Source organism: Azospirillum sp. B510, assembly GCF_000010725.1.
Taxonomy (GTDB): Bacteria; Pseudomonadota; Alphaproteobacteria; order Azospirillales; family Azospirillaceae; genus Azospirillum; species Azospirillum lipoferum_B.
The window spans coordinates 430683-453799 of sequence record NC_013858.1 but is presented as its reverse complement, the minus strand read 5'-3'; the positions used below and the strand labels follow the sequence as shown (position 1 = coordinate 453799).

The window sequence follows — 23117 nt, the reverse complement described above, 5'->3', positions numbered from 1 at the left end:
ACGGGGCCTATTAAAGATATCCGCTCGTATTTAAATCATGGGTTGGCCGATCAACTGCACAAGGGGCCGGTTCTGGCGCAAGACACGGTCCTTCAGCGTCTCCAGCGTCATGGCGTCATCCTTGACGTACTCGATGAACATCATGTTGAGATTGTTGAAGACCATTTGGCCAACGGCGACGGCGTCAATGCCGGGGATGATCACGCCTTGCATCTGTAGCGTCTGAATCAGCGTGGAAACTTGATCGCACAGCCTCGCGTCGAGTTCGGTATAGCGGCGGCTGAACGGGCTTTCGGGCTGCTGGATCGAGATCGCCATCGCCGTGCGCCACATCTCCTTGCTGAAATAGACGAGCGAGTGGTCGAAATATAGGTCAATGAGCGCCTGAAGGGCGTCGAGCGCCGATTTGGGCGGGGCCTCGACGATGGACTTGCCTGATTCCAGCACCTCCTCGACCTCCATGGAGACCGCGGCGACCAGGATGTCTCCCTTGTTTTCGTAATAATTATAAAGGGTTCCCGGCGACACCCCGACTCTCTCGGCAATGTCTTCGATGCGCGTGCTGTCGTAACCGGCGTCGCGAAAGAGGGCGGTCGCCGCCTCCAGGATGCGCCGGTTCCGGTCCGCCTTCTGCCGTGCGCGGAGCCCCGTCATATCGAAACCTCAAATTCTGAACGCATTCAGATTTCATATTGACGCAAAACTGAATCCATTCAATCTTTTTGTATGGGCGCGAACGGGAGCGCCGCCGAGCGGAGAGCGAAACGATGAATCCTGCATTGGAAGGCGCGTTGGCGCGCCGGCTGCTGTCTTCGATTGCCGTGCTGTCGTTGGGTGCCGCATCCGCTCTGGTGGCGGCGCCAGCCGCCGCGCAGACCACGCTGAACGCGCTCGTCTGGTGCGATCACACCGATCCGGCGCTGATCGAGCCGTTCGAGAAGGCGAACAACGTCAAGGTCAACCTGAAGGAATATGAAGGCACCGGCACGGCGCTGTCGATCATCAGCCAGTCGCGCCCCGGCGACTGGGATGTTCTCGTCATCGACGGCGTCGACGTGCAGCAGGCGGTCGACAAGAACATCCTCGGCGAGATCCCGGCGGGCGCCTTGCCGACCGCCGACCTCTTCCCGGAAGTGCGCATGGAGGCCAACAACACGCGCAACGGCAAGACCTACGCGGTCACCGAAAAATTCGGCTACAACACGGTCTCCTACGACAAGACCAAGGTCGATCCCGCCGATATGCGGGACATGTCCAAGCTGTGGTCGGACAAATACAAAGGCCGGATCGCCGTCTACGACTATTATCTGCCGATGATCGGTCTGACCGGCATCGTGCTCGGCAAGCCGACCGCGGACCTGAAGGAGGCCGATCTGCCGGCGATCAGGTCGAAGCTGTTCGACCTCAAGAAGAACGCCAAGCAGGTCAGCGACGTGGTGTCGTCGCAGACGGCGCTCGCCACCGGCGAGGTCGATATCGTCTTCGGCGGCGGCGAATGGCTGACGGCCGGTCTCGTCAAGGACAAGCCCAATCTCGACTGGGTGATTCCCGATCAGGGCGCGGTCCGCTGGGCGCAGTCGATCGGCGTCATGAAGGACTCGACCCGCAAGGATCTGGCGCTGAAGTTCGTGCAATATATCGTCAGCCCCGAGGGGCAGGCGCGTCTGGCGACGGCCGCCTGTTATTGGGCGATGCCCGCCAACCAGAAGGCCGGCGCGCTGCTGACCGACGCGCAGAAGACGGCGCTGCGCTGGACCGAGCAGGCGGATTATTTGAAGAAGACGCAGCTCTATCCGGTCCCCACGCCTGACCTGGACGCCAAAATGCAGGATGCCTGGACCGAGATGCTCCAGAAGTAGCCTTCGGTGACGCAGGGCTGCGTCTGAACGACGATGGCGGCGCTCCGGTCCGTCCCTGCCAACCGGCGGGCCGGACGGGACCGGAGGCCGACGGCACGGAGCTTGCGCCGATGACGACCCTATCCCTGAATGACAAGGAGCAGCGCAAGGCATGGGCGTTCGTCGTCCCGGCGCTTGCGTGGACGCTCGTCTTCTTCGTCGCGCCCTTTCTGTTCATGGTCGCGATGAGCCTGTGGACACAGCAGGGCGGCGTGATCGTCCAAAGCTGGACGCTGACGAACTATCTCGCCTTCTTCGAAAAGAGCGCGCTGTTCAAGGGGTTGGTCAACTCGCTGGAGATCACGGCGATCGTGACGGTCCTGTCGGTGCTGCTCGCCTACCCGCTGGCCTGGATCATCGCCGAACGGGTGCCGCGGCGGTTGCAGCGACTGGCGCTGATGCTGGCCGTGCTGCCCTTCTGGACCTCCTATGTGGTGCGGTCCTATTCCTGGCTGCTGGTTCTGTCGAAAACCGGAATCATCAACCAGACCCTGATGCAGATCGGGCTGATCAGCCAGCCGCTGGAGTTGGCGAGCAACCGGACCGCGACCGTCATCGGCTTCGTGCATTTCTTCGTCATGCTGCTGACGCTGACGATCTATGCCAACCTCGTGCAGCTGTCGCCGAACTACCGGCGGGCGGCGGCCGACCTGGGCGCCAACGGGCTCCAGACCTTCTGGCATGTCATCCTGCCGCTGACGCTGCCGGGCATCATGACCGGCGCGTTCCTGACCTTCGTGCTGTGCATCGGCGACTATGTCACGCCGCAGATCCTCGGCGGCAACAATGAGCTGGTCCTGCCGCAGATCATCATGCTGCAACTCGGCCGCCGGGCCGACTTCCCGATGGCCGCGGCCCTGTCGATCATCCTGATGCTGGTGATCACCGCCGCCTACATCGCCTGCGCGCGCTGGCTGAAGATCGAGAGGGCCTGATGACGCGCAAGCTTCTCGCCGCCCTGGCCTCCTGGCTCTACGCCGCCCTGCTCTTCGGTTTCATCTTCCTGCCGGTGGTCGTGCTGGTGCTGTTCTCCTTCCAGGACGGGCGCCTGCCGGTGCCGCCGTTCAACGGCGTCTCGCTGCGCTGGTACGAGGCGGTGTTCGCTGACGGCAAGCTGATGGCCGCGCTGCTGCATTCCTTCGTGGTGGCGATGGTCTCGTCCTTCGTCGCCTGTCTCTTCGGCTTTCTCGCCGCCTATGCGCTCGCCCGCTATCGGCTGCCCGGCTCGGCGTTGCAGCGCGGGCTGCTGATCGCGCCGATGACCGTCAGCTACCTGATCATCGCGCTCGGGCTGCTGACCGTGCTCAACGCGCTCGGCGTCGGACTGTCGCTGTGGACGGTCGGCATCGGCCATGTGGTGATCAACCTGCCGCTCTGCTTCGCCCTCATCTACTCGTCGATGGGCGCGCACCATGTCAACATCGAGCGCGCCGCCCGCGATCTCGGCGCCGGCGAAGTCAAGGTCATGCTGCTGGTGACGGCGCCGATGCTGCTGCCCTCGCTTCTGGCGGCATTCTTCCTGTCGGTGACCTTCAGCTGGGACGAGTTCATCATCGCGTTCCTTCTGTCGCGCTTCGACGTGACCTTGCCCGTCGAGATCTGGAGCCTGCTGCGCTCCGGTCTCAACCCGAAGACCAACGCCGTTGGATCGCTGGTCTTCCTGGTGTCGGTCAGCGTGCTGATGGTGCTGGAACTTTGGCTGTTCAGAAGGACGAGGAAATCATGACCGCGCCGGTTTCGATCGTGAATGCCACGAAGACCTTCGTCGGCTTCACCGCGCTCGACAATGTCAGCCTCGACATCGCGGCCGGCGAGTTCATCGTGCTGCTCGGGCCATCCGGCTGCGGCAAGACCACGCTCCTGAGCATCCTCGGCGGCTTTCTCTCGCCGACCTCGGGTCGCGTCATGATCGGCGGCAAGGACATGACCCATGTCGCGCCGGCCAAGCGGCCGACGACGACGATGTTCCAGGACTACGCGCTGTTTCCGCACATGCGGCTGAAGGACAATGTCGGCTTCGGTCTCAGGATGCGCGGTGTCGCCAGGGCCGCGCGCGACGAGCGGGCGAAGGCGCTGCTCGATCTCGTCGGGCTCAAGGAGTCGGCCGAGAAGAAGCCGCACGAATTGTCCGGCGGCCAGCGCCAGCGGGTGGCGCTGGCCCGCGCGCTGGCGGTCGACCCCGACGTGCTGCTGCTCGACGAGCCGCTCGGCGCGCTCGACCTTCAACTTCGCCGCCAGATGCAGGATGAGCTGAAGGCGATCCAGAAGCGGGTCGGCACCACCTTCGTGCATGTCACCCACGATCAGGAGGAGGCGATGGCGATCGCCGACCGCATCGCGGTGATGAACCGGGGGCGTGTCGAGGATTTCGGCCCGCCGGCCGAGATCTACATGCGCCCACGCTCGCTGTTCTCCGCCGGCTTCCTGGGCGAGACGAACTTCCTGCCCGGCGTGGTCGAGGCGCTGGACGCGGCGACGGCCAAGGTCGGGACCGCGATCGGCAGCCTGGTGCTTCCCCGGCGCAATTTCACCGCCGCCGAGCCTGCCGTGGGGCAGCAGGTGACGCTCTGCATCCGGCCGGAGCATTTCCGCCGCGCCTGCAAGGCCGACCGTCCGCTCACGCCGCTCGGACAGGCGCGCATCGCCGATGCCGCTTTCTTCGGCACCCATTACCGTTGCCATCTGAAGCCCGCCGCCGCCGGGGATCTGGCCGGGGATCTGACCATCATGGCGCATATGCCGGCGTCGGCGACGGTCACGGACGGCCAGGAGGTCGCGCTCGCGGTCGAGGCCGAGGATGTCGTGGCCCTGCCCACCCCGGCCGGGAGGGCCTGATCGATGGAGCGCGCCCGCGCCGAAGACTGGTATGCGCTGCGCCGTCTCGATGATGGCGTCACGGCGATTTCCGAGCCCTTCATCCAGGAATTCTACCGCTGCAACATCTGGCATGTGCGCGGCCGCGACCGCGACATGCTGGTCGACAGCGGCATGGGCGTCGTCTCGCTGCGGGACTGGGTGCCGCTGGTCACCGAACGCGACCTGATCGCGGTGGCCAGCCACACCCATTTCGACCATATCGGCTGCCATCATGAATTCGACTGCCGCGCGGTGCATGCCGCCGAAGCCGACATCATCGCCGGGCCGACGCGGGCCAACACGCTCGCCGACCCTTATGTCAGCGACGGCATCTTCGATCGGTTGCCGCCCGAACCTTATTGCTCGACCTGCTACGCGGTGAAGAAGGCCCCGGCGACCCGCATCCTCCAGGACGGTGACCGGATCGACCTGGGCGACCGCAGCTTCGAGATCATCCATACGCCCGGCCATTCCCCCGGCGGCATCGCGATCTGGGAGGATGCCACGGCGACGCTGTTTTCGGGCGACATCCTCTATGACGGGCCGCTGATCGAGGACACCTATCATTCGAACGCCGAGGATTATCTGGCGTCGATGGAACGGCTCCTGAAGCTCCCCGTGCGGGTGGTGCATGGCGGGCATTTCCCCAGCTTCGGTGGCGAGCGCTTTCGCGAACTGATCACCGACTGGCTGAACGACAAACAGAAGCATCTGTAGCGGGAGGGAAAGCAATGATCGACCGGCGGAAATTCTATATCAATGGTGAATGGGTCGCCCCGCTTGCGGCGAACGACCGGGAGGTTCTGAATCCGGCGACCGAGCAGCCGGTCGCCGTGATCTCGATGGGAACGGCCGCCGATATCGACCGCGCCGTCGCCGCCGCGAAGACCGCCTTCGTCACCTACAGCCGCACCAGTGTCGAGGAGCGTCTGGCGCTTCTGGAGGCTCTGCTGGCGGTCTACAAGCGCCGCTACGAGGAGATGGCGCAGACGATCACGCTCGAACTCGGCGCGCCGATCAGCATGAGCCGGGAGCAGCAGGCCGATGTCGGCGTCGGCCATCTCCAAGGCTACATCGATGCCTTGAAACGGTTGCCGATGCGCGAGGCGCTGCCGAACGGCGATGTCATCCTGCGCGAACCGGTGGGGGTCTGCGGACTGATCACGCCGTGGAACTGGCCGATCAACCAGATCGCCCTGAAGGTCGTCGCGGCGCTGGCGACCGGCTGCACCTGCGTGCTGAAGCCGAGCGAGCTGACGCCGCTCAACGCCATGCTGTATGCGGAGATGATCGAGGAGGCCGGCTTCCCCGCCGGCGTCTTCAACCTCGTCAACGGCGATGGTCCCAGCGTGGGGGCCGCGCTGTCGAGGCATCGCGATGTCGACATGATGTCCTTCACCGGATCGACGCGCGCCGGCATCGCCGTCAGCAAGGACGCCGCCGAGACCGTCAAGCGCGTGACGCTCGAGCTTGGCGGCAAGTCGCCGAACATCCTGTTCGAGGACGCCGACCTCGAAGACCGCATCACCGCCAGCGTCCTGGAATGCTTCAACAATTCCGGCCAGTCCTGTGACGCGCCGACCCGTCTTCTGGTGCAGAGGTCGGTCTATGACCGGGCTGTCGAGATCGCCAGACGTGCTGGTCAAGAGGTCAAGGTCGGCAATCCCGCCGAGGAAGGTCCGCATGTCGGGCCGCTGGTCAGCGACGTCCAATATGGCCGGGTCCAGGCGCTGATCGAAGCGGGGATCGCCGAAGGGGCCCGGCCGCTCGTTGGCGGGGCGGGAAAGCCGGACGGCTTCGAGACCGGCTATTTCGTCAGGCCGACGATCTTCGCCGACGTGGACAACAGCATGCGCATCGCGCGCGAGGAGGTGTTCGGGCCGGTGCTGGCGATCATCCCGTTCGACGGCGAGGAGGAAGCGATCGAGATCGCCAACGACACCGAATATGGTCTTGCCGCCTATATCCAGACCGGCGATCCGGCCCGCGCGGAACGGGTGGCAAGCCGGCTGCGCGCCGGCATGGTGCATATCAACGGCGCGCCGCACCGCTACGGCAGCCCGTTCGGCGGCTACAAGCAATCCGGTAACGGACGCGAGGGCGGACGGTTCGGCCTGGAGGATTTTCTGGAGGTCAAGACGCTTCACCGTCCATAAGGCCTGCTTCTCTTTCCCGCGGTTGGGCGACGGAGCTGCCGTGGCTCTGGCCAACAAAACCGCGCGCATCGCCCGGGGGGTGAGCAACCGTCTGGCTTGTCTCCGCGGGCGTCGCCCGCGCCGTGGCCCGGGACGGTCAGGGCGACAGTTCTTCCAGAACCCTGCCCTTGGTCTCGACGGCGAAGAGGGCGGTGATGACCGCGCCGACCAGCGAGACGGCGGCGAAGGTCGCGAACACCGACTGGATGCCGGCCGACCCCATCAGAATGCCGACCAGAATGGGACCGGTGGAAGAGCCGAGGCGCAGCCAGGCGCTGCCAAGCCCGGTGCCGAGCGCCCTCATGCGGGTGGGATACAGCTCCGCCGAGTAGAGGTAGAGCGAGAAGGTGATCGTTTGCAGGATCGCATAGGCCAGCCCGGCGAGGACCAGCACCTCCACCGGCGAGGTGGCGCCGAGGAAAGCGAGGGCGAGAAGCGGCAGCGGAGCGGCGAAGAAGGCGCACATGTACCAGCGCTTGCGCCCGACCTTGTCGATCAGCAGCGCGCAGGCGACCGACGCGATGACTCCGGCGACCGAGGTCAGCAGACCGTACATCAGGCTGGTTTCGAGCGGCAGATTGAAGGTCTGCCGGTACAGCGTCGGCAGCCAGGTGATCATGCCGTTGGCGACGAGATAGGAACAGAACCACATCGCCCAGATGGTGAAGGTGCGGCGCCGATAGAAGCCGGAGAACAGCTCGTTCCAGTTGGAGCTGGCTTTCGCCCGGGTCGGGATGGGCTTCGGCGTCTCAAGCTGATGTCCCGAGGCCGTGGCGCTCGCCTCCAACTGGCCGACGATCCGGTCGGCCTCCGCGTAACGGCCCTTGGAGGCCAGCCAGCGCGGCGATTCCTTCATGAAGAAGCGGAACGGGATCAGGATGATGCCGGGAATGATGCCGACCAGGAACATCGCCTGCCAGCCATAGACCGGAACCAGGGCCCGGGCGATGAGGCCGGCGCCGACGAGGCCCAGCAGGAACATCACCTCGTAGAGCAGGAAGAAGCGGCCGCGTCCCTTCGATCCGATATATTCGTTGATGTAGGCGCTTGCGACCGGCACCTCGCCACCGGTGCCGATGCCCTGGATGAAGCGGAACGCCATCATCGACGCAGCACCCCAGGCGAACAGGCAGGCGAAATCCATGCTGACGAACAGCAGGATGGTGAAGAGAAGGACGCTGAGGCGGCCGATCCGTTCGGCCAGCCAGCCGAAGAAGACGGCGCCGATGAGCTGGCCCAGATAGCCCATCGACAGGATCAGTCCGGTCTGTTCCGGGCCAAGCCCCCATTCGCGAACCAGAACCGGCATCGCATAGGCGATGGCGATCACCGTATAGCCATCGAAGAAAGTGGCGGCGCCGATGATGTTGCGGGTCCAGAAGACCCGTTTGGTGATCGGAAGCCGTTCAAGCCGGGCGCTGATGTCCGCCTGTCCATCGAATTGGCTGGCGCTCTGTCCAGCCGCGGCGTCTCGCCCGGAGGCGGCGGCATCCCCGGATGTCTGCATGAGCATGGCGTTTCCTCTCAAGCCTGATGATGTTTTTTCTTATTGCCGGAAGCCCGTGGCTGCCGGAGGCCCTCCCAGTTTGGCTCCCCGGCGGCGGTCGGGCAAAGTCCGCATCGCCGCCGAAAGGATCGCGGGACGAAAGAGGGGCCACCTTTTGGGTGGCCCCGCTCTTTCAGGCCGCGTTCTTGATCACGGTCAGTCCGGACGCCTTCACCGCGGCGCGGATTTCCTCGTCGGCACCGTCGCCCAGCGGCTTCAGCGGCTCGCGGACATTGACGTTGTCGATCAGGCCGCGGGCGCGCAGGGCATGCTTCAGCGCGACCGAACCCTCCATGTGCGACCCGCGGTGATAGACCGCGCGGGTGATCGGCAGAAGCTGTTCGTGATACTTGCGGGCCAGCGGATAGTCCTGCGCCTTGCCGGCGGCGAGATATTCGATCAGCAGTTCGGGCGCCATGTTGCCGTAGCCCACCAGCAGGCCGTCGACGTCGAACATCGTCGGCAGCAGCCATTCGTCATGGCAGGACATGATGGCGAGGTCCGGGAAGGCGTTCTTCAGCGCCGGGATCTCGTTGTACCAGCGCTTCATGTCGCGCACGCCGTTCTTCGTGGCGGTGACGCCCGGAATGGCGGCGATCTGCAACTGGGTGTCCAGGTCGTAGTTGGCCTTGGTCACCGCCGGATACTGGAACAGGATGCATTCCAGGCCGGACTGGGCGACGGCCTTGTAGCGGTCGACCGGGGCGCCCTTCTGGTAACCGAAGCGCAGCCAGCCATGGTTCGGGTAGACCAGGGCGCCGGTGGCGCCGGCTTCGAACTTCTCCTTCGCCTCCAACTCGGCGACCTTGGTGCCTTCACCGGTGATGCCGGCGACGACCGGCAGCGGGGTCGCGTCCTTGTAGACGCGGATCAGTTCGATCTGTTCGTCATGGGTGAGGAAGGTGCCCTCGCCGGCATGACCGAGAATGACCAGGCTCTTCACGCCGGGGATCGAGGCCAGCCACTTGGCCAGGCGGGCGTTGCCGTCGAAATCGACATCGCCGTTGTCCTTGAACAGCGTAACGGGCGCGGGGTTCAGTCCCTTCCAATCGATGGCCATGGTTCCGATGCCTTCCAGGATCATTATGAAATGTGAGGGTTTTTCCGGGCCGTGCTACGGTCCAGCGATGTTCCGGGAACGATATTTGGAACGTTGCCGGGAACGTTCCCAACGTAAGTCTTGAATAATTTGGGTGTCAACCATTATCTTGGGGCTGCGACAATTCCCGAGGGGCCGGCCGGTGTTCAGCAGAGACGATCCGCAAGAGAGACAGGGGCGGGTGACGCTGCATGACGTCGCCGCGGCGTCGGGCGTATCGAAATCCACGGTGTCGCGAATTCTCGACGAGCGTTTGCCGAGGTCCGAGAGCGAGACGGCCCGCAAGGTGCGTCAGGTCGCCGCTGAACTCGGCTATGTGCGCGACGACGCGGCGGCAAGCCTGCGCCGTGGCAACACCAACACGATCGGGGTGATCGTGCCGCGACTGACGGATACGGTGATGGCGATGCTCTATGAGGCGTTGGCGCATGCCTGCACCCGCTCCGGGCGCTTCGCCATCGTGGCGACGACCGACGACGAGCCGGAGGCCGACCGGGGCGCGGCGGAAAGCCTGCTGAAGCGGGGCGTGGACGGTCTGGTCCTGTCGACGGCCAGGGAGGGCGACGATTTCCCGGTCCGGCTCGAGAAGCGGGGCATTCCCTATGTGCTGGCATTGCGCAGCGACGGGCACAGCATGTCGTCGGTCGGGGATGACCGGCTGGGAGGCTATCTGGCCACGCGCCATCTCTTGGATCTCGGCCATCGCCGGATCGGCATCATCGCCGGGCCAAGCTATGCGTCGAGCAGCCGAGGCCGGTTGGCCGGTTATCGCTGGGCGATGAGCGAGGCGGGGGCGGAGGTCGATCCCGACTGGATTGTCGAATCGACCTTCGGCATCGATTCCGGCGCTGACGCGGCCGAGCGCCTGATGGGTGCGGCGGCGCGCCCGACCGCGATCTTCGCCATGAACGACAACACCGCTATCGGCGCGCTGTCGGCGTTGGTGAAGCTCGGGCTGTCGGTCCCGGAGGAAGTTTCCCTGGTCGGCTACAACGACATCCCAATCGTCAGCCGCCTGTCGGTGCCGTTGACATCGGTGCGCGTGCCGTTCGACCGCATCGCGGCGGAAGCCCTGGATTTGCTGTCGCGGGGGGTGTCGTCCGCCAACGACCGCATCCGCGTTGCCCCGCCGACGCTCATTCCGCGTGCGTCATCGGCGCCCTGCCGATCCGGCGAGGGGCTTTGACCGCCGCCTTACAAAGGAAAACTTTTCGAGGTGTCGTCATCGATACCGGTTTTTGAAGTCCGTGGTCCCAAAGGGCTGGACGCAGCCATTCGACTTCGCGGAGGTTCCGTTTCCGCTGGCGAAATTTACGAAAGTACGAGCGTTACAGAAACAGTAAAGGCATTGCTTTAAGAGCTGACAAAGCGAACATGATTTGTAAGATGTTTTGGAAAGTCAGTTAACTGATTGGAATTTATTTAAGAAACTTGATTTTGGCAGATCGAAAGGCGGGTCAGGGCATCTCAAACCATTTCTCAGGTTTGGCAAGCCAATCTTGCGTGATGCTGGGGATCGATCCTGATGCTCGGATTGGTAAGATGTCTGTTGCTTACCGTCGGCTTACCGTGCTCTGTAAGCAGATCACACACCACTCTCCAAGTGCTTGAAGAGAATGGTGCCCAGGGACGGAGTCGAACCGCCGACACGGGGATTTTCAGTTGCAATCGAGCTAGCTTAAGTGCTTGTTTTATATAGAATGCAAAGCAGTATGTGCTAAGGTTGTGCTAAACAGTTAGCGCTATAGGATTATTTTCCTATACATCATATTGTGCGTTTGCTTGTCCCCCTATGATGCTCCACGTTCTTACACGGTGCAAGTGCGGGGCTTGAGCTAGGGCTATAGCCGCACCATACAGCTCGACGGCGCGCAGCCGATACGTATACAACATGGGCGATGTTCATCGAGCTGTCAGGTGACGTAGTTGGCGCGGAGCGCATGAACATAGGTAGACCTCACCGGCGTACGCAACTCTGCCTAGATTTTCACACACATTATCGATCATATCTCATCATAAAATTTGATGAGGCCGGCACAAAATTCGGTACTAGTGGGGCATCTTGCGTCGCGGTTGAAAGCACGCTGAAGTGCACGGGGTGCAGTGTACTTCCGGTCCTCTGCTAGAATAGGTTTCGACTTCCACTCGTGATAAAACACAATGAATTCGAAATTGCCGATAAAATTATCGATCAGGAAACGATCTATCCCCATCGCTGTTTTCGAAAGGGCAGCGACGTATTCAATAAACTTTCTTTGTGTGAGGCGGCTGGATGGCCCAATTGAGGAGCTTGTCGGGCTTGCCACATCTAAGCTTCTCCCAAATCCATGCGCAAAATCATTGCGCATATTTCTTATCTTCTCTAACTTCGATAGATTAGCCTTCGACGTGAGGATGTGAGGGGCGGATCCAAACAAAGATTTAAAAGCTGCCGACCGCGACTCCCAGCTGCCCTTGGTAACGCTCTCAAGTTCCTTCTCATAAGGCATTTCTCGGTTGGCTTTAAGTAATTTAGTGCCATCCAAGGTCCTTGCTAGACTGAACCGACAAAGAGGGTCTGACATTAGTGCAGAGCGGACGACTTGCCGAAGATAAACCTCTAAATAGGACGATGCGGAAACCAACGCACTAAGGCGGAGCCAATTCTCGAGTTCATCACTAGCGCTAAGCCAATCACTTACAGTCGGCGGTATTCTGCACGCATCGGGACCAGTCGCGTGAAAAACTACTGATGTAGGCGTGTTGGGTGATTTCGCTTGTTCGGCCCGCGCTATAAAGCGGGAATACTCTGAAATTACTTTGAAGGACCAAAAGTGTTGATTGATTTCGGTTTCGCATTCGTTAAACGCGCGTAGGGCAAATGTGCGTTCAACCAGGGGCGTGTATCGTGCAAACGCTTCGGACATAACTCAACTCACATGAGAATCTACAAACATTTAAACCTTTATATCTCGCAACTCACGAGGTTGGAACATCAAATTTGGCTAGTAAGCGGCGGGTAAACGCCCATAGTAGGATATCTCTAAAGCCTGAAGGTTTATTAGCCGGGAAAATTCATGAGGGTTGGCGGGTGTAGCGGCATCCGTTGAGCGGCCGTAGGATTTGGGTGCTGACGCCAACTCCTGCCGTTTCCGGAGCGCCCACCCGCCATGGTTGATCATACCCTGCCGCTGCCCGGCCTGTCACCCGTTGCTGGAAAGCCGGTGATCGGGCGCTTTGATGGCGGCCGCCTGTCCTCCGATGGCGGGCTGCTGGTGCTGCGGGAGGTGGCGAAGCGGCTGCGGATTGCCGATCGGCTGGCCGCCTGTATTGAGGACCCGCGCGATCCAACGCGCACCGTGCATTCGCTGGCCGACATCATCGGCTTTCGCCTGCTGGCCATCGCGGCGGGCTACGAGGACGGCAACGACGCCGGCAGCCTACGCTCCGACCCGCTGTTCAAGATGGCCCTGGAACGCCTGCCGTCCGAGCGTGACCTTTGCTCGCAAGCCACCATCTCGCGCCTGGAGAACCTGCCGGATACCCGCGCACTGCTGCGCATGGGCCGAGCCATGGTCGATCTCTACTGCGCGTCCTTTCGCCAGGTGCCCAAGCGCATCGTGCTGGATGTAGACGACACCTTCGACACGGTGCATGGCGGTCAGCAGTTGCGCCTGTTCAACGCCCATTATGACGAGTACGGCTTCCAGCCCATCGTTGTCTTCGACGGCAACGGCCGCTTTGTCACCGCTGTGCTGCGCCCAGCCAAGCGGCCCAAGGGGACGGAGATCCGGACCTTCCTGCGTCGCCTGCTCCGCGCCATTCGGGCAAACTGGCCCAAGACCGAGATCCTGCTGCGCGCCGACGGCCATTACGCCTGCCCGGAGGTGCTGGACTGGTGCGAGGCGGAGGGGCTCGACTACGTGCTCGGTCTGCCGACCAGCAGCACACTGCGCCGTCACGTCACCACGCTGGAGGCCAGCACCGCGGCGCGCTTCCAGGCCATGCCCGGAGCCGACAAGGTGCGCCGCTTCAAGGAATTCTATGACGGGGCCAGCACCTGGAGCCGGGTCCGCCGCATCGTCGCGCGCGTCGAGGCAGGAGACCAGGGCACCGACAGCCGCTTCATCGTCACCAACCTACGCCACGGCACGGGTCGCTGGCTGTATGCCGGCCTGTATTGCGCGAGGGGACAGGCGGAAAATCATATAAAAGCCTGGAAATCCCACCTTGCCGCAGACCGGACCTCCTGCACCAAGGCGACGGCCAACCAGTTCCGCCTGTTCCTGCACGCCGGGGCGTACTGGCTGCTGTGGAGCCTGCGCTCGCTGATGCCGAAACGCTCCCGCTGGCGCACGGTGCAATTCGACACCTTGCGGCTGCGCTTGGTGAAGACCGCCGCGCGTATCGTGGAGATGAAGACGCAGATCAAGGTGCACCTGCCGACCAGCGCGCCTGATCAGGCGATCATCCACCTCGCCCTCGGCCGCATGCCCCGGCTCATCTGCTGAGCACCGGGGCAGCGTGCCCCAGCCGTCACCCAATCCCCTCCACCACCAACTCCGACACCGTCACGCCGCCGTCAGCGCGGCGGCCGACGACGCGCGCCCATACAGCCCAACGTTGATCATCTCAACGCGGCGACCAGACCGCTCGCCACCCTGGTGAATAAAGGCGGTTAGTATTTCTCCAAGTCCCTTGAGGTGAAAGAGCGATGTAGGCGCGTCAGCAACCCCGTGCAGCCTACATACTAATCACTGCTTATTAATCCGCTTGATCGCCTCCCTTGGGAGTACGATACTCGTACTCCCTTCGAGTAGGAGAGAGCGGATGTCCGGTGAAGTTGCGAGTCTAACAAGCGAAACCAAGATCGTTATTCTCGGCGGTAAGGCGGTTTCGACCATCGAAGCGCAAAAGCTGCTCGATACGTCGGAAGCGAATTCGCGCGACTTTCTTGTGCAGCTTCGCGGGACCGACATGGTGCTATATGAAGCACTGGTGTCGCTCTACCATTTGTATCTGTTGTGCGCGAATAATTCGAAGGAACACGTTCAACTCGTCAACGATTTGGTACGCAAGCGCCTTGGCAAGCAAGAGTTCGACATTCAAAAGGAGCCGTCTGGGAACAGGTTCTCAAACCTGCTGAAAGCGACGTTGCTACACAAGCGGCAGAGCAATCAAAGCAACGATCCAAAAGCTGAGATCGAAGCCGATTACATTCCGCAGCGGGCAAATACCTATTCAATGGCTCTGCATCAGGCGCTAAAGGAAAAGCTGACACCTGACGAGTTGAAGCAGAGGTTGAAAGAAGATGGCGTTCGCAAAATGCGGGACAAATTCGTCGACCCGCAACCTGCCTCTAATCCGAAAACCGATGAAGCCAAAGAAGCTGAGCGCGTTCAGGCAATTGCTGAGCTGAAGGAATTCGAAGGCGCTGCCAATTTAGTTTTTGATGGTGAAGAAATTCAGGACATGGGCCTGGGCGTCGCCGTGTTCTTAGTGAAGGTTGAAGAGGTGGATGGCAAGAAGCAAGGGCAATTACTTCGACAGGCATACGTAAGCAGTGACACTTTGAAGGACTTGGCCTACGGCATATCAGCCGTTACGCGGCTGGAGAAGTCGGAGGCTGGACCAGTCATTCGTTGTGCTCAGCTTGCCGAAACCTTTTTTGATCGTGCGGCTAAGGACGCGAGGCAGATTGTCATTGAGGCGGGCGACGAGGATGCGTGGGCCTGTGCCAGCCTTACCGGAGACACAGAGAAGCCGACAAAGTTTCTCCTGACTCACATTTCCAAGCCAATCGAAGGTCTGCCGCCGAATACCCGATATCTGCTGAACGGGAATAATCTTGCTGCGCTATATGAAACACTTGGTAATGAAAAAACAGCCGGAAATTGGCGTTTTGAGCGAATGGATGCCGAGGAGAAGGATGAATTTGGTGGCGATACAAGTCGCATAAAGTTGCTTGCTGATGCTGTCGATGGTCAGAAGGCCATTGATCTGGATCAGGGAAGCAACGTGAACATCCAGCCAATCACAGTAAAAGCAAAGGAAAACACTGGAATTGGCGTTGCACTATCAGCCGCGCAGTGGATTGAGCTTCGATCCAGTTGGGACGAGAAGCGCAAGACTCATAAGAACGATACCGCAGAGCAGAAAAAGCAAAACCCTCTCGACCTCGTAATCGATCAGAAAAGCGGGCTGGTGAAGTTCTTCTGCAAAGGACATCAGGATAAGCCGCTTCTGGTGGTCGAGGCTCAGAAAGACCTGCCTGCCGTAAAGCGCATCATGAAGGGAACCCTGCTCGGAAAGCTCTCGGTTCTTTATGAGGAGTACGGGGCTGCCAGCACCAGATGGTCACTCAGCGAGGACGTAATTAATGTCGAGACACAGCTTCGCGGCGATCTATACCGCATTTGCATAAAGGCAGAGAGCAAGACGACAGAAACAAAGAAGGCGCCAGGAGCATCAAGGTCCGGCGCCTCCGCAAAGTCGAAAAACGCGAAGAAGTAATTATTCTTCGAACCAAGGCACTTCCGAGAAATAGGGGAACGGCTCAAGGTCGGTGTTCCACCAATCGGGCCGTTCCCCCTGAATCAGTTGAGCGACGGTGACATAAGAAGACCGATCAAAAAACTCCAGTACATTCTTGTTGTCGAGCACAATCTGGTTAGCTTGCTCGCGGCTTTGTCCCCTTGCAAATATACGATCCAAAACCTCCGCTAGCTTTTGGTATTGCTTAGGTAATTGAAGTCCCATATCGAATTCCGACGAGACATCGACAATGCGGTTTAGCTGATTGATGGCATCAATATGGACATAGAGATTGTGATTCATCAACATAAGGGAAGACAACGTATCCCAATGTGACAGCCGGTCCGATTGCCGGCGCTTTCCTTCTGGAAGTGCACACAAATCCCCAAGCTTCATCTCTCGTCCGATTGGACTGGTCGCGAATGGAAACGGCTTGTTGGAATGAACGAGGTGCGCACTGTTGGGCACCCGGCATGGCTCGAACACCACTTCACCGTCACGACGGAAGCTCAAGCCACTGTACGCCTGTTGCACTCGTCCGCCGGAAATGAAGGGCGACGCTGCGTCGTAGCTGACTACCAAATCTGGCCGAACATGCTCGCGTAGCGCCCGCATGAGCAACGTCAATCCACCAACCAAGTTGAGGCGGGCTACTCCGAAGAAGTGCAGCCAGCGGCAGTTATCCAAAGCACCATCATGTTTCATAATAAGAAGAAACTGTAGGAGACTGTGCAGGTTCTCATGAAAGCGCCAGGGAATCGACCAGCCATCCAAGCTGTCAAAACGCTTAACTACGCTAAACCACTCCTTGGCCTGCCCCCAGTCAGCACCTTGTAACACGTTTAGATACAATGCCTTCGTAGTCCGATCTCGTTGATTGACCATGAATTCGAGGCTGTCTTCGGTGTAACGTAGGCATGATGCAAAATCGAAGTTCTCTTGCCTCATCACTGCTTCGTTGGTCGGAAAATCCAGCGGTACGATAATGTCTGCAAAACCTTCCGCCCATTTTAGAACGGATTCACGTGCCCGAAACAACGCCTCAGGGTTGGTAACGTCGATCTGCCACTGTTGGCGGGCGATCTGAAAGCCTCCGCTGTCGGCCATGATGACAGACTGACCAGTCTGTCTGTTACGGAGTACCTGCTCGTCCCCAAGAGCTGCTGTGAAGTCGCCTTTAGTATGTCCTGCCGAATATAGTCCCCATTTGTAGAAGAAGTTTTCGCACTGGCTATCCAGAAAATTTAAGTTTCTTAGCGTGCCATCAATTGACGCCGGCAAACATCCGTCTCGGAATGCCTCATTCTTCCTGCCAATGTTTTTAAGATAAACAGGAGATATTGATGGAATGAAAATGGCATAGCCATTCTTTTCGGCGGGATCTTTGCTCAGCGAGTTCATGCTGGACAAATCAATAGTGCTCATGGGCGTTCCCTATTTGCTCATCACTGCTGATATATGATATCGTGGAAGTAGTCAGGAGGCCAGAAGGAAGTTAAAATGAACGCATCGTCTAGCTACGATAATTCTGTGCTTCTCTTTGTAAGAGCGCCAATTGACCGAACGCAGCGGGCTGCTTTTAAAGAGAGACTTTCAATTGTAACGCGGCCGAACTCGATCATTATTCACGATCTTAACGACGGACTCGGCAGCGAGTTTCTCCATCGCCTTGTGATTCCTTACCTTTGTGCATTGGAGCGACACAAGGAACTTATTGTTGTAGAAGCAGCATCGTCTCAGACGGCAGCGAAGGTAAAAGCAGTTTTGAACCTCGAGGAAGGATTGGGAGTAATTAAGCCTCTCCACGGTTCAACAAGAACTCAGGCGATGGGGCTGTTCGGTCAGCTTGAGGAACGTTGCGCAAAGATTGTGCAAAGGAAGATTGATCAAGAGAATGCATGGTGGAAGAAAAATCAGGCACTCGTCTACCTGAAGATTGCTGACACGCAGATTCCAGAGTACTCGTCCTTACTGGCGCCCGTTATCAGGAAATTGGAGCATGATGAGGTCGAATCGGTTTCGCTTCAGTCCCAAATTCGAGAAAGCTGCCTTGAATTAACGGGTCAGTTTGCAGAGTTGATAGACGTTCTTTCCGAAGCGCAGATCATGACTTCTTCGTATGCTCCCCACTTTCTGCGGACTTGGTGTGAAGCCATCGCCACATTTGCAATGACAAGCCTTCCTAAACTGCACGGCGTTGAGGTCGCAAGCCTGTTGCGTCAGGAGTTCGAGGATCGTACTCCTGAGCTTGCTGAAAACTAAAGCACAGCCACAGCCTTACGCAGCATGTCGTCGTTTACATCAATGTATCGCTGCGTCGTGCTGAGGTGCTTGTGACCTGCCAACGTCATAATCACCTTGGCAGAGACGCCGCTATGGGCGAGCTTGGTGATGAACCAGCGACGCCCACTATGGCTACTCGCCCCATCAAATCCAGCCTGCTTGTAAAGCCCGCCCATAAGCTGGCAAAGCACGTTTGCCGTAAAGGGCTTGCCTTTCTGCGTAACAAGCAAAGGGCGCTCTGGCTCCCGTTGCTTGGCGTTCAGCCCAGCGGTGTAGCGCTCAACCTCCTTGCGCAGCCGGTCATTGACGAAAGCTGTGCGCGCATGCCCGCCCTTGGTGATCTCAGCTGACAGGCGGATTTGCTCGCGGACGCCTCCCTGTCCATCCAGCACATCGCCGACCGTCAGTGCAGCGATCTCGCCCACCCGCAGCCCACCCATATAGCTGAGCATGAACGCTATGCGGTTGCGGGCGGCGTAGCGGGTGTCCGCGATCACCGCCAGCAAGCGCCGTTGTTCCTGCTCCGTAAGCACCCGAGCCTGTTTCATCGCAAACTCCATCAAATCCACGTATTGGTGGAAATGATTATGTTTGCGGCTGCCCGGTTTGCCTAGGAGGGTTGGGAAGCGTTGTAGTAGAAGGACTTAGCAGGAAACCTAACAGAATGTTGCTTTTCTTATGTTCCTCGAACAGTCGAGTCCAAAAAAATGAAATAACGAGCATTTGATATCGCGCATAGTGATCTCGCAGCGATTGGCTGGGCTATTAAAGGCGAGATCGCTTTGCAGAGACAGGTCTGGGAGGTGTGCTGGTAAAAGTCTTCTCCAGAGCTACTCTTAGAGCTTCTACGATAGCGTCGGCTTGATCGTTAGTAGCAATTTTCGCAGAGGCATTATTGGCGAGAATAACAGCGCAACGCTGCGGTGCAAAAATATCGAGCTGGATCTTTTCAACTACGAACGAACGATCCTGCACTAGAGCTTGGCACGCAGATCGGACATCATGATTTCCTGTTATCACGGCTCTCGCACTCACTCCTGTCTCGATATTCAGGGCTCCGATTTGCAGAGATCGAATTGTTGCATCAGTAAATGCCTCTGCCTGTAGCAGTTCTGCCCAAGCAGTAACATCGACGCCAATCGAACTGATGGCTAGTCCAAAATCTGCCACTTCAGACAATCGGTTCATCAGTGCTGCAACACTGCGCGGCGGATTAATAAGTTCGAGGCCAGGTGATTGGGATGAAGCACGAAATTGGCTCTGTCGAAATTCAACTTTTGGGAATGAGAGTTCACTTCCAAATGGATCGATTATTACATCGGTATAACTGATCCGTTCTATGTAGCGCGCTTCGATATAATTCTCCCTAACACGGTCAATAACGAAGCCCTGGCGAGAGTCTTGTGTAAAGAGATTGCCTTGGATCTTATGAGCGAGTACCCGAATTGAGATAGGCCACTCAGCACGTAGCCATCTATACTTGCTCATTTTCAAGCCTCCGAATCGGCATGTTCGCTTTCCACATCAGCTGACCGGAGGTCTCTTAATATGACTCTTGCTGTATCCTCTATAAGGGAGAGCAGGTCAGTCTTTTCCAGCCCATCCACGTGGGTAATTGTCTTCCTATGTCGATCTTTGTACTTTCGGAAAACTCCTTGAACCGAATATTTAAATCCGGAACCTAGTTTTCGATCTTCGAAGCCGGCGTCAAACTGATATATGTCGTTATCAGTTGCGTCTCTTTCCGCACGCCAGGAAATCGATGTGATGTAAAATCCTTTTCTAGTAAGTTCAATATATTCTTTTGAGCGAACAAGATTTTGCCCGCTGAGTGCCATACTATGGACAGTTCCGATAATCTCATCTATCGCGTTCTGTCGATCATCCTCAGGTGTATCGCTAACGTCGAGGTCCAGATCATATTCGGCATCGATCAGGTCAGAATCCCGTGACGTGAACCGCAAATTCATCACATCAGTTAACTTGAATCCCTTCATAGTGGAAATAAGACGGATGAAGAACTGTAGCCGAAGTTCCGGAGAAGGCAGTCCCGTTAATTCAATGGATTCTATCGGGATAGCTTGAGTACGCTCGCGCTCAATATTCCTCTTGATCGTAGCTACAATCCTTTTTGCTTTTTCAGTAGCAGGGCACCTGAAGAGTGTCTCCCCGTCCTGATGAATAACCTCAATAACTGCTTCGTGACGTTCACGCTGTAGGAGCCGAGCTCGTGAATGATTGTACTCATCGTATCCTACAACTATTTTGTAACCATTTTCTGTTGGGCGATGAACAACGTTTTCAGTATTTCCCACCGCAGTGATATATTGCTCAGCAGCAAGCCTCAATTCGTCCTTTGAGATCTTATCGTTCAGACGAACTGATGTTGCGCGTTCCCGTTTATGAAGTGGCTCTCGCCGACTAACGATTGTTTCTAAATCATGAAAATCATGTGGAAGCTGTGATATTCGAGCAGCCAATTCTTCTCGTGATTCGTGGGGCGAATAAAAAATTCCGCGATCCCGCGCCAAATTATGAAGGACCGTATCGGTTATGCGCTGCTTTGATGATAATAAAATATCAAAAATATCGCTGTCAGACGCGCTGAGGTATTCGAGATTCTTTATCATGACCAAGTTCCTAGATCAATTGGCGAGTACGATGTTTTTATTTGAGAAATAGGTTCGTACCGTATTGCGTTAACGTATTCAGCTAGAGGTGTTGCTTCTGCGCCGATGGGTAGACTCTCTATATACCTTTTTTGAGCTTTCTGAAAATTAGGAGACGAGTTCTCTGAGGGGTTCAATGTTTTAATAATGACGTCAGACTGCTCTCCGAAAAGGTCATTTTTTCTGATGATATCGATCAAATACATAAATTCATCTTCTGTTTCACCTTTCCGGGAATAAAAGACCACAAAACCTTTCTTGTGACTGAGCTTGGGAAATTGATATTTGAGGGTAATTATCGGTGAAGTCAGCATTTCCAGAGTCGCAGACCTTGCAGTCTTGACACGAAGTCGCGCCCGTCGACTTAATTCTGGATAAAAGAAGGAGCAGTGATCATGGGGAGGTAAATCTGGATTGCTCTTACCTCGCATCCGCAGAAGCTCATATTTTATATTATCTAACCAGAATATTTCTTTTGGTCCTAGAACAACCAACTTAGATCCCTTCGGGATATCCAAGGCACTTGATTGAATATCCAGGAGAGTATCCTGAAAATTCTTATCATATTCACCATCGTGGTTGTATACGAACAGAAGTCCAGAAATCCAGGCATTGGCGTCACGGTGTACGTGCTTGTCGCGCCAATCGTTGCTCTTCTCAGCACAAGCTATCTGTTTAGCCAAGCTGTGAACAGCTGCCTTCACTGCATTCGCACTGATGGACCCCTTTGCGTAGCTTTTCAGGTCGCAATGAACATAAGTTCGTGCGGGATCGTATGGTTCATCGTAATAATAAACGACATCGCAAGGATGTGTTTTTGCGCCATGTCGAGCTTGATCCTCGCATGGCCAATCATGGTTAGTAGGCCCAGTCTTTTGCCAAAAAAACTCTTCAAAAAGTTCGCTTGCTAGCAACTCAGCTTGCGCAGCAATGTGATCATTCTCGGCCATGTAATAAGCTCTCTTTCAACGCCTCTCCAATAAGGAGAAGCCAATAAGGAGAAGGATCTGTAAAAAAGCGTCCTCTAAGAAGCGCATTGTAAAAGTACCACGCCTTCAGGTGCGACGTCGAGGTGGAAGCACGCCGGAAAATACGCATATAATTGTATGGCGGCGACCGTGGTGCAAGCCCAAGTCACTTCCATTCCCAGCATCCGCGGATCAATGGTGGTTTGTTCTCCCGAGTTCGATTATCCAACTCCCATGTTGGGTCAAGGCTCGTAGCAAGTGCCCGGGGAACACCAACTTCAATGAAGTTATAATGTAGAATGGTACGTGGTCAGACACTCCGGGCATGGGCTTGGCTGTAGAGCAGCCGCAGGTTGTCGGTATCGTGCATTTTCACAGCGTTCGACCACCCCGGAGTGGGCTTGGGCCTCGTTGTCGCCCAGTGTTTTTGACCACGTACTTATTGTAGAATGGATCTAGGGGCCTATAGCGGCGGTGGAGGATTGGCTGGATGTAGTAAAATGTGGCTCGCACTCCGCACATCGCATTTTTTTATCCCGCCCCATTGGAGATTCGAGCGCCCGGCGATGTCGTATGGCGCTGTCGGAATGTGTCAGATAGTATGATAAAGGCATAAGCAATAGGGTGGTGTAATCACGATGGCACGGAGCGTGTCAATTCCTGGCCTTGCGTCGGTCGTCGAAAATACTTCTCGTCTCTTGCACGCCTCCGCTCACTCTGAGGGACTTTATCCAGCACAGTGGGTGGCGCTTCGCTATTTCGCTGAAGTATCGGAAGCTCAACGCACAGCATCGGCGCTTGCTCGTTATCAGGATTTAGCGATTGCCAGTGTCGCGCGCACGGTGGTCACGCTGGTGGACAAGGGGCTGTTGACTAAGCTGCCGAATCCACGTGATGCACGGGCTGATCTGCTGGAGCTTACCGAGAAGGGGCGTGAGCTGCTGAAACACGATCCGCGCCTTGTACTGGAACGTGCGTTGGCCGAAGTTTCGGAAGAAGACATTGAAGCCTACGCACGTACGGCAACTAAACTCCTTCAAAATCTTCTGGAAATAAGAAAAGGGAAATAGGATTCTGCTCAAAAGTTGAC

The 23117-nt window shown here is 57.7% G+C and carries 20 protein-coding genes; 11 read left to right on the top strand and 9 right to left on the bottom strand.

Going from position 1 to position 23117, the window contains the following annotated elements:
* Positions 1-30: 30 nt before the first annotated feature.
* The gene (locus AZL_RS29390; RefSeq protein ID WP_012978025.1) at positions 31-654 is read right to left on the bottom strand and encodes a TetR/AcrR family transcriptional regulator; all 624 of its coding nucleotides are present in this window, start codon (positions 652-654) and stop codon (positions 31-33) included.
* A gap of 113 nt (positions 655-767) precedes the next feature.
* Here AZL_RS29390 and AZL_RS29385 point away from each other — a divergent pair, with 113 nt between their 5' ends.
* The 6 genes from AZL_RS29385 to AZL_RS29360 all read left to right on the top strand — a co-directional run bounded on the left by AZL_RS29385 (position 768) and on the right by AZL_RS29360 (position 6910).
* Positions 768-1859, top strand: a complete 1092-nt coding sequence (locus AZL_RS29385; protein WP_012978024.1) for a polyamine ABC transporter substrate-binding protein — start codon at positions 768-770, stop codon at positions 1857-1859.
* 110 nt (positions 1860-1969) lie between these two features.
* On the top strand, positions 1970-2833 hold the full coding sequence (locus AZL_RS29380) for an ABC transporter permease (protein ID WP_012978023.1): 864 nt from the start codon (positions 1970-1972) through the stop codon (positions 2831-2833).
* Positions 2833-3624, top strand: coding sequence for an ABC transporter permease (locus AZL_RS29375; RefSeq protein ID WP_012978022.1), 792 nt, complete (start codon positions 2833-2835; stop codon positions 3622-3624). The genes AZL_RS29380 and AZL_RS29375 overlap by 1 nt, the downstream gene beginning before the upstream one ends.
* Positions 3621-4733: an ABC transporter ATP-binding protein gene (locus AZL_RS37730; protein ID WP_012978021.1), complete on the top strand. Its 1113-nt coding sequence runs from the start codon at positions 3621-3623 to the stop codon at positions 4731-4733. Before AZL_RS29375 ends, AZL_RS37730 begins: the two co-directional genes overlap by 4 nt.
* Before the next feature lie 3 nt (positions 4734-4736).
* Positions 4737-5471 carry an MBL fold metallo-hydrolase gene (locus AZL_RS29365; protein ID WP_012978020.1) on the top strand — a complete coding sequence of 245 codons (735 nt, stop codon included), beginning with the start codon at positions 4737-4739 and terminating at the stop codon, positions 5469-5471.
* A 14-nt stretch (positions 5472-5485) separates the two neighbouring features.
* Positions 5486-6910 (top strand): aldehyde dehydrogenase family protein, encoded by a 1425-nt coding sequence (locus AZL_RS29360; protein WP_012978019.1) that lies wholly within the window; start codon positions 5486-5488, stop codon positions 6908-6910.
* A gap of 136 nt (positions 6911-7046) precedes the next feature.
* On the opposite strand, the gene AZL_RS29355 is transcribed toward AZL_RS29360, so the two are convergent.
* On the bottom strand, positions 7047-8462 hold the full coding sequence (locus AZL_RS29355; RefSeq protein ID WP_012978018.1) for an MFS transporter: 1416 nt from the start codon (positions 8460-8462) through the stop codon (positions 7047-7049).
* Positions 8463-8628: 166 nt separating this feature from the next.
* Positions 8629-9555 (bottom strand): dihydrodipicolinate synthase family protein, encoded by a 927-nt coding sequence (locus AZL_RS29350; protein WP_012978017.1) that lies wholly within the window; start codon positions 9553-9555, stop codon positions 8629-8631.
* A 181-nt stretch (positions 9556-9736) separates the two neighbouring features.
* Here AZL_RS29350 and AZL_RS29345 point away from each other — a divergent pair, with 181 nt between their 5' ends.
* Positions 9737-10780, top strand: coding sequence for a LacI family DNA-binding transcriptional regulator (locus AZL_RS29345; protein ID WP_042446196.1), 1044 nt, complete (start codon positions 9737-9739; stop codon positions 10778-10780).
* Between the two features lie 817 nt (positions 10781-11597).
* Here AZL_RS29345 and AZL_RS35975 read toward each other — a convergent pair.
* A complete protein-coding gene (locus AZL_RS35975) occupies positions 11598-12500 on the bottom strand; it encodes a HEPN domain-containing protein (protein WP_148219722.1) in 903 nt (300 codons plus the stop codon).
* A gap of 243 nt (positions 12501-12743) precedes the next feature.
* Here AZL_RS35975 and AZL_RS29340 point away from each other — a divergent pair, with 243 nt between their 5' ends.
* Both AZL_RS29340 and AZL_RS29335 read left to right on the top strand, forming a co-directional pair.
* On the top strand, positions 12744-14084 hold the full coding sequence (locus AZL_RS29340) for an IS1380-like element ISAzs3 family transposase (protein ID WP_012973088.1): 1341 nt from the start codon (positions 12744-12746) through the stop codon (positions 14082-14084).
* A 319-nt stretch (positions 14085-14403) separates the two neighbouring features.
* Positions 14404-16086 (top strand): hypothetical protein, encoded by a 1683-nt coding sequence (locus AZL_RS29335; RefSeq protein WP_012978015.1) that lies wholly within the window; start codon positions 14404-14406, stop codon positions 16084-16086.
* On the opposite strand, the gene AZL_RS34960 is transcribed toward AZL_RS29335, so the two are convergent.
* The gene (locus tag AZL_RS34960; RefSeq protein WP_148219721.1) at positions 16087-17532 is read right to left on the bottom strand and encodes a hypothetical protein; all 1446 of its coding nucleotides are present in this window, start codon (positions 17530-17532) and stop codon (positions 16087-16089) included.
* A gap of 75 nt (positions 17533-17607) precedes the next feature.
* Here AZL_RS34960 and AZL_RS35970 point away from each other — a divergent pair, with 75 nt between their 5' ends.
* The gene (locus AZL_RS35970) at positions 17608-18369 is read left to right on the top strand and encodes a hypothetical protein (protein WP_148219720.1); all 762 of its coding nucleotides are present in this window, start codon (positions 17608-17610) and stop codon (positions 18367-18369) included.
* Here AZL_RS35970 and AZL_RS29320 read toward each other — a convergent pair.
* The 4 genes from AZL_RS29320 to AZL_RS34945 all read right to left on the bottom strand — a co-directional run bounded on the left by AZL_RS29320 (position 18366) and on the right by AZL_RS34945 (position 22009).
* Positions 18366-18938 (bottom strand): tyrosine-type recombinase/integrase, encoded by a 573-nt coding sequence (locus AZL_RS29320; protein WP_012978013.1) that lies wholly within the window; start codon positions 18936-18938, stop codon positions 18366-18368. The two genes, AZL_RS35970 and AZL_RS29320, sit on opposite strands and share 4 nt — an antisense overlap.
* Positions 18939-19155: 217 nt before the next feature.
* Positions 19156-19878 carry a hypothetical protein gene (locus AZL_RS34955; RefSeq protein ID WP_012978012.1) on the bottom strand — a complete coding sequence of 241 codons (723 nt, stop codon included), beginning with the start codon at positions 19876-19878 and terminating at the stop codon, positions 19156-19158.
* A 2-nt stretch (positions 19879-19880) separates the two neighbouring features.
* On the bottom strand, positions 19881-21020 hold the full coding sequence (locus AZL_RS34950) for a hypothetical protein (RefSeq protein ID WP_012978011.1): 1140 nt from the start codon (positions 21018-21020) through the stop codon (positions 19881-19883).
* Positions 21017-22009: a hypothetical protein gene (locus AZL_RS34945; RefSeq protein ID WP_012978010.1), complete on the bottom strand. Its 993-nt coding sequence runs from the start codon at positions 22007-22009 to the stop codon at positions 21017-21019. The genes AZL_RS34950 and AZL_RS34945 overlap by 4 nt, the downstream gene beginning before the upstream one ends.
* A gap of 656 nt (positions 22010-22665) precedes the next feature.
* Between AZL_RS34945 and AZL_RS34940 the strand changes: the two genes are divergently transcribed.
* A complete protein-coding gene (locus tag AZL_RS34940; RefSeq protein WP_012978009.1) occupies positions 22666-23097 on the top strand; it encodes a MarR family winged helix-turn-helix transcriptional regulator in 432 nt (143 codons plus the stop codon).
* Positions 23098-23117 lie beyond the last annotated feature (20 nt).

Bases quoted from the DNA above. Each gene is read 5' to 3' on its own strand.
- AZL_RS29390 (WP_012978025.1), bottom strand. From the start codon at position 654: ATGACGGGGCTCCGCGCACGGCAGAAGGCGGACCGGAACCGGCGCATC.
- AZL_RS29385 (WP_012978024.1), top strand. From the start codon at position 768: ATGAATCCTGCATTGGAAGGCGCGTTGGCGCGCCGGCTGCTGTCTTCG.
- AZL_RS29380 (WP_012978023.1), top strand. From the start codon at position 1,970: ATGACGACCCTATCCCTGAATGACAAGGAGCAGCGCAAGGCATGGGCG.
- AZL_RS29375 (WP_012978022.1), top strand. From the start codon at position 2,833: ATGACGCGCAAGCTTCTCGCCGCCCTGGCCTCCTGGCTCTACGCCGCC.
- AZL_RS37730 (WP_012978021.1), top strand. From the start codon at position 3,621: ATGACCGCGCCGGTTTCGATCGTGAATGCCACGAAGACCTTCGTCGGC.
- AZL_RS29365 (WP_012978020.1), top strand. From the start codon at position 4,737: ATGGAGCGCGCCCGCGCCGAAGACTGGTATGCGCTGCGCCGTCTCGAT.
- AZL_RS29360 (WP_012978019.1), top strand. From the start codon at position 5,486: ATGATCGACCGGCGGAAATTCTATATCAATGGTGAATGGGTCGCCCCG.
- AZL_RS29355 (WP_012978018.1), bottom strand. From the start codon at position 8,462: ATGCTCATGCAGACATCCGGGGATGCCGCCGCCTCCGGGCGAGACGCC.
- AZL_RS29350 (WP_012978017.1), bottom strand. From the start codon at position 9,555: ATGGCCATCGATTGGAAGGGACTGAACCCCGCGCCCGTTACGCTGTTC.
- AZL_RS35975 (WP_148219722.1), bottom strand. From the start codon at position 12,500: ATGTCCGAAGCGTTTGCACGATACACGCCCCTGGTTGAACGCACATTT.
- AZL_RS29340 (WP_012973088.1), top strand. From the start codon at position 12,744: ATGGTTGATCATACCCTGCCGCTGCCCGGCCTGTCACCCGTTGCTGGA.
- AZL_RS29335 (WP_012978015.1), top strand. From the start codon at position 14,404: ATGTCCGGTGAAGTTGCGAGTCTAACAAGCGAAACCAAGATCGTTATT.
- AZL_RS34960 (WP_148219721.1), bottom strand. From the start codon at position 17,532: ATGAGCACTATTGATTTGTCCAGCATGAACTCGCTGAGCAAAGATCCC.
- AZL_RS35970 (WP_148219720.1), top strand. From the start codon at position 17,608: ATGAACGCATCGTCTAGCTACGATAATTCTGTGCTTCTCTTTGTAAGA.
- AZL_RS29320 (WP_012978013.1), bottom strand. From the start codon at position 18,938: ATGAAACAGGCTCGGGTGCTTACGGAGCAGGAACAACGGCGCTTGCTG.
- AZL_RS34955 (WP_012978012.1), bottom strand. From the start codon at position 19,878: ATGAGCAAGTATAGATGGCTACGTGCTGAGTGGCCTATCTCAATTCGG.
- AZL_RS34950 (WP_012978011.1), bottom strand. From the start codon at position 21,020: ATGATAAAGAATCTCGAATACCTCAGCGCGTCTGACAGCGATATTTTT.
- AZL_RS34945 (WP_012978010.1), bottom strand. From the start codon at position 22,009: ATGGCCGAGAATGATCACATTGCTGCGCAAGCTGAGTTGCTAGCAAGC.
- AZL_RS34940 (WP_012978009.1), top strand. From the start codon at position 22,666: ATGGCACGGAGCGTGTCAATTCCTGGCCTTGCGTCGGTCGTCGAAAAT.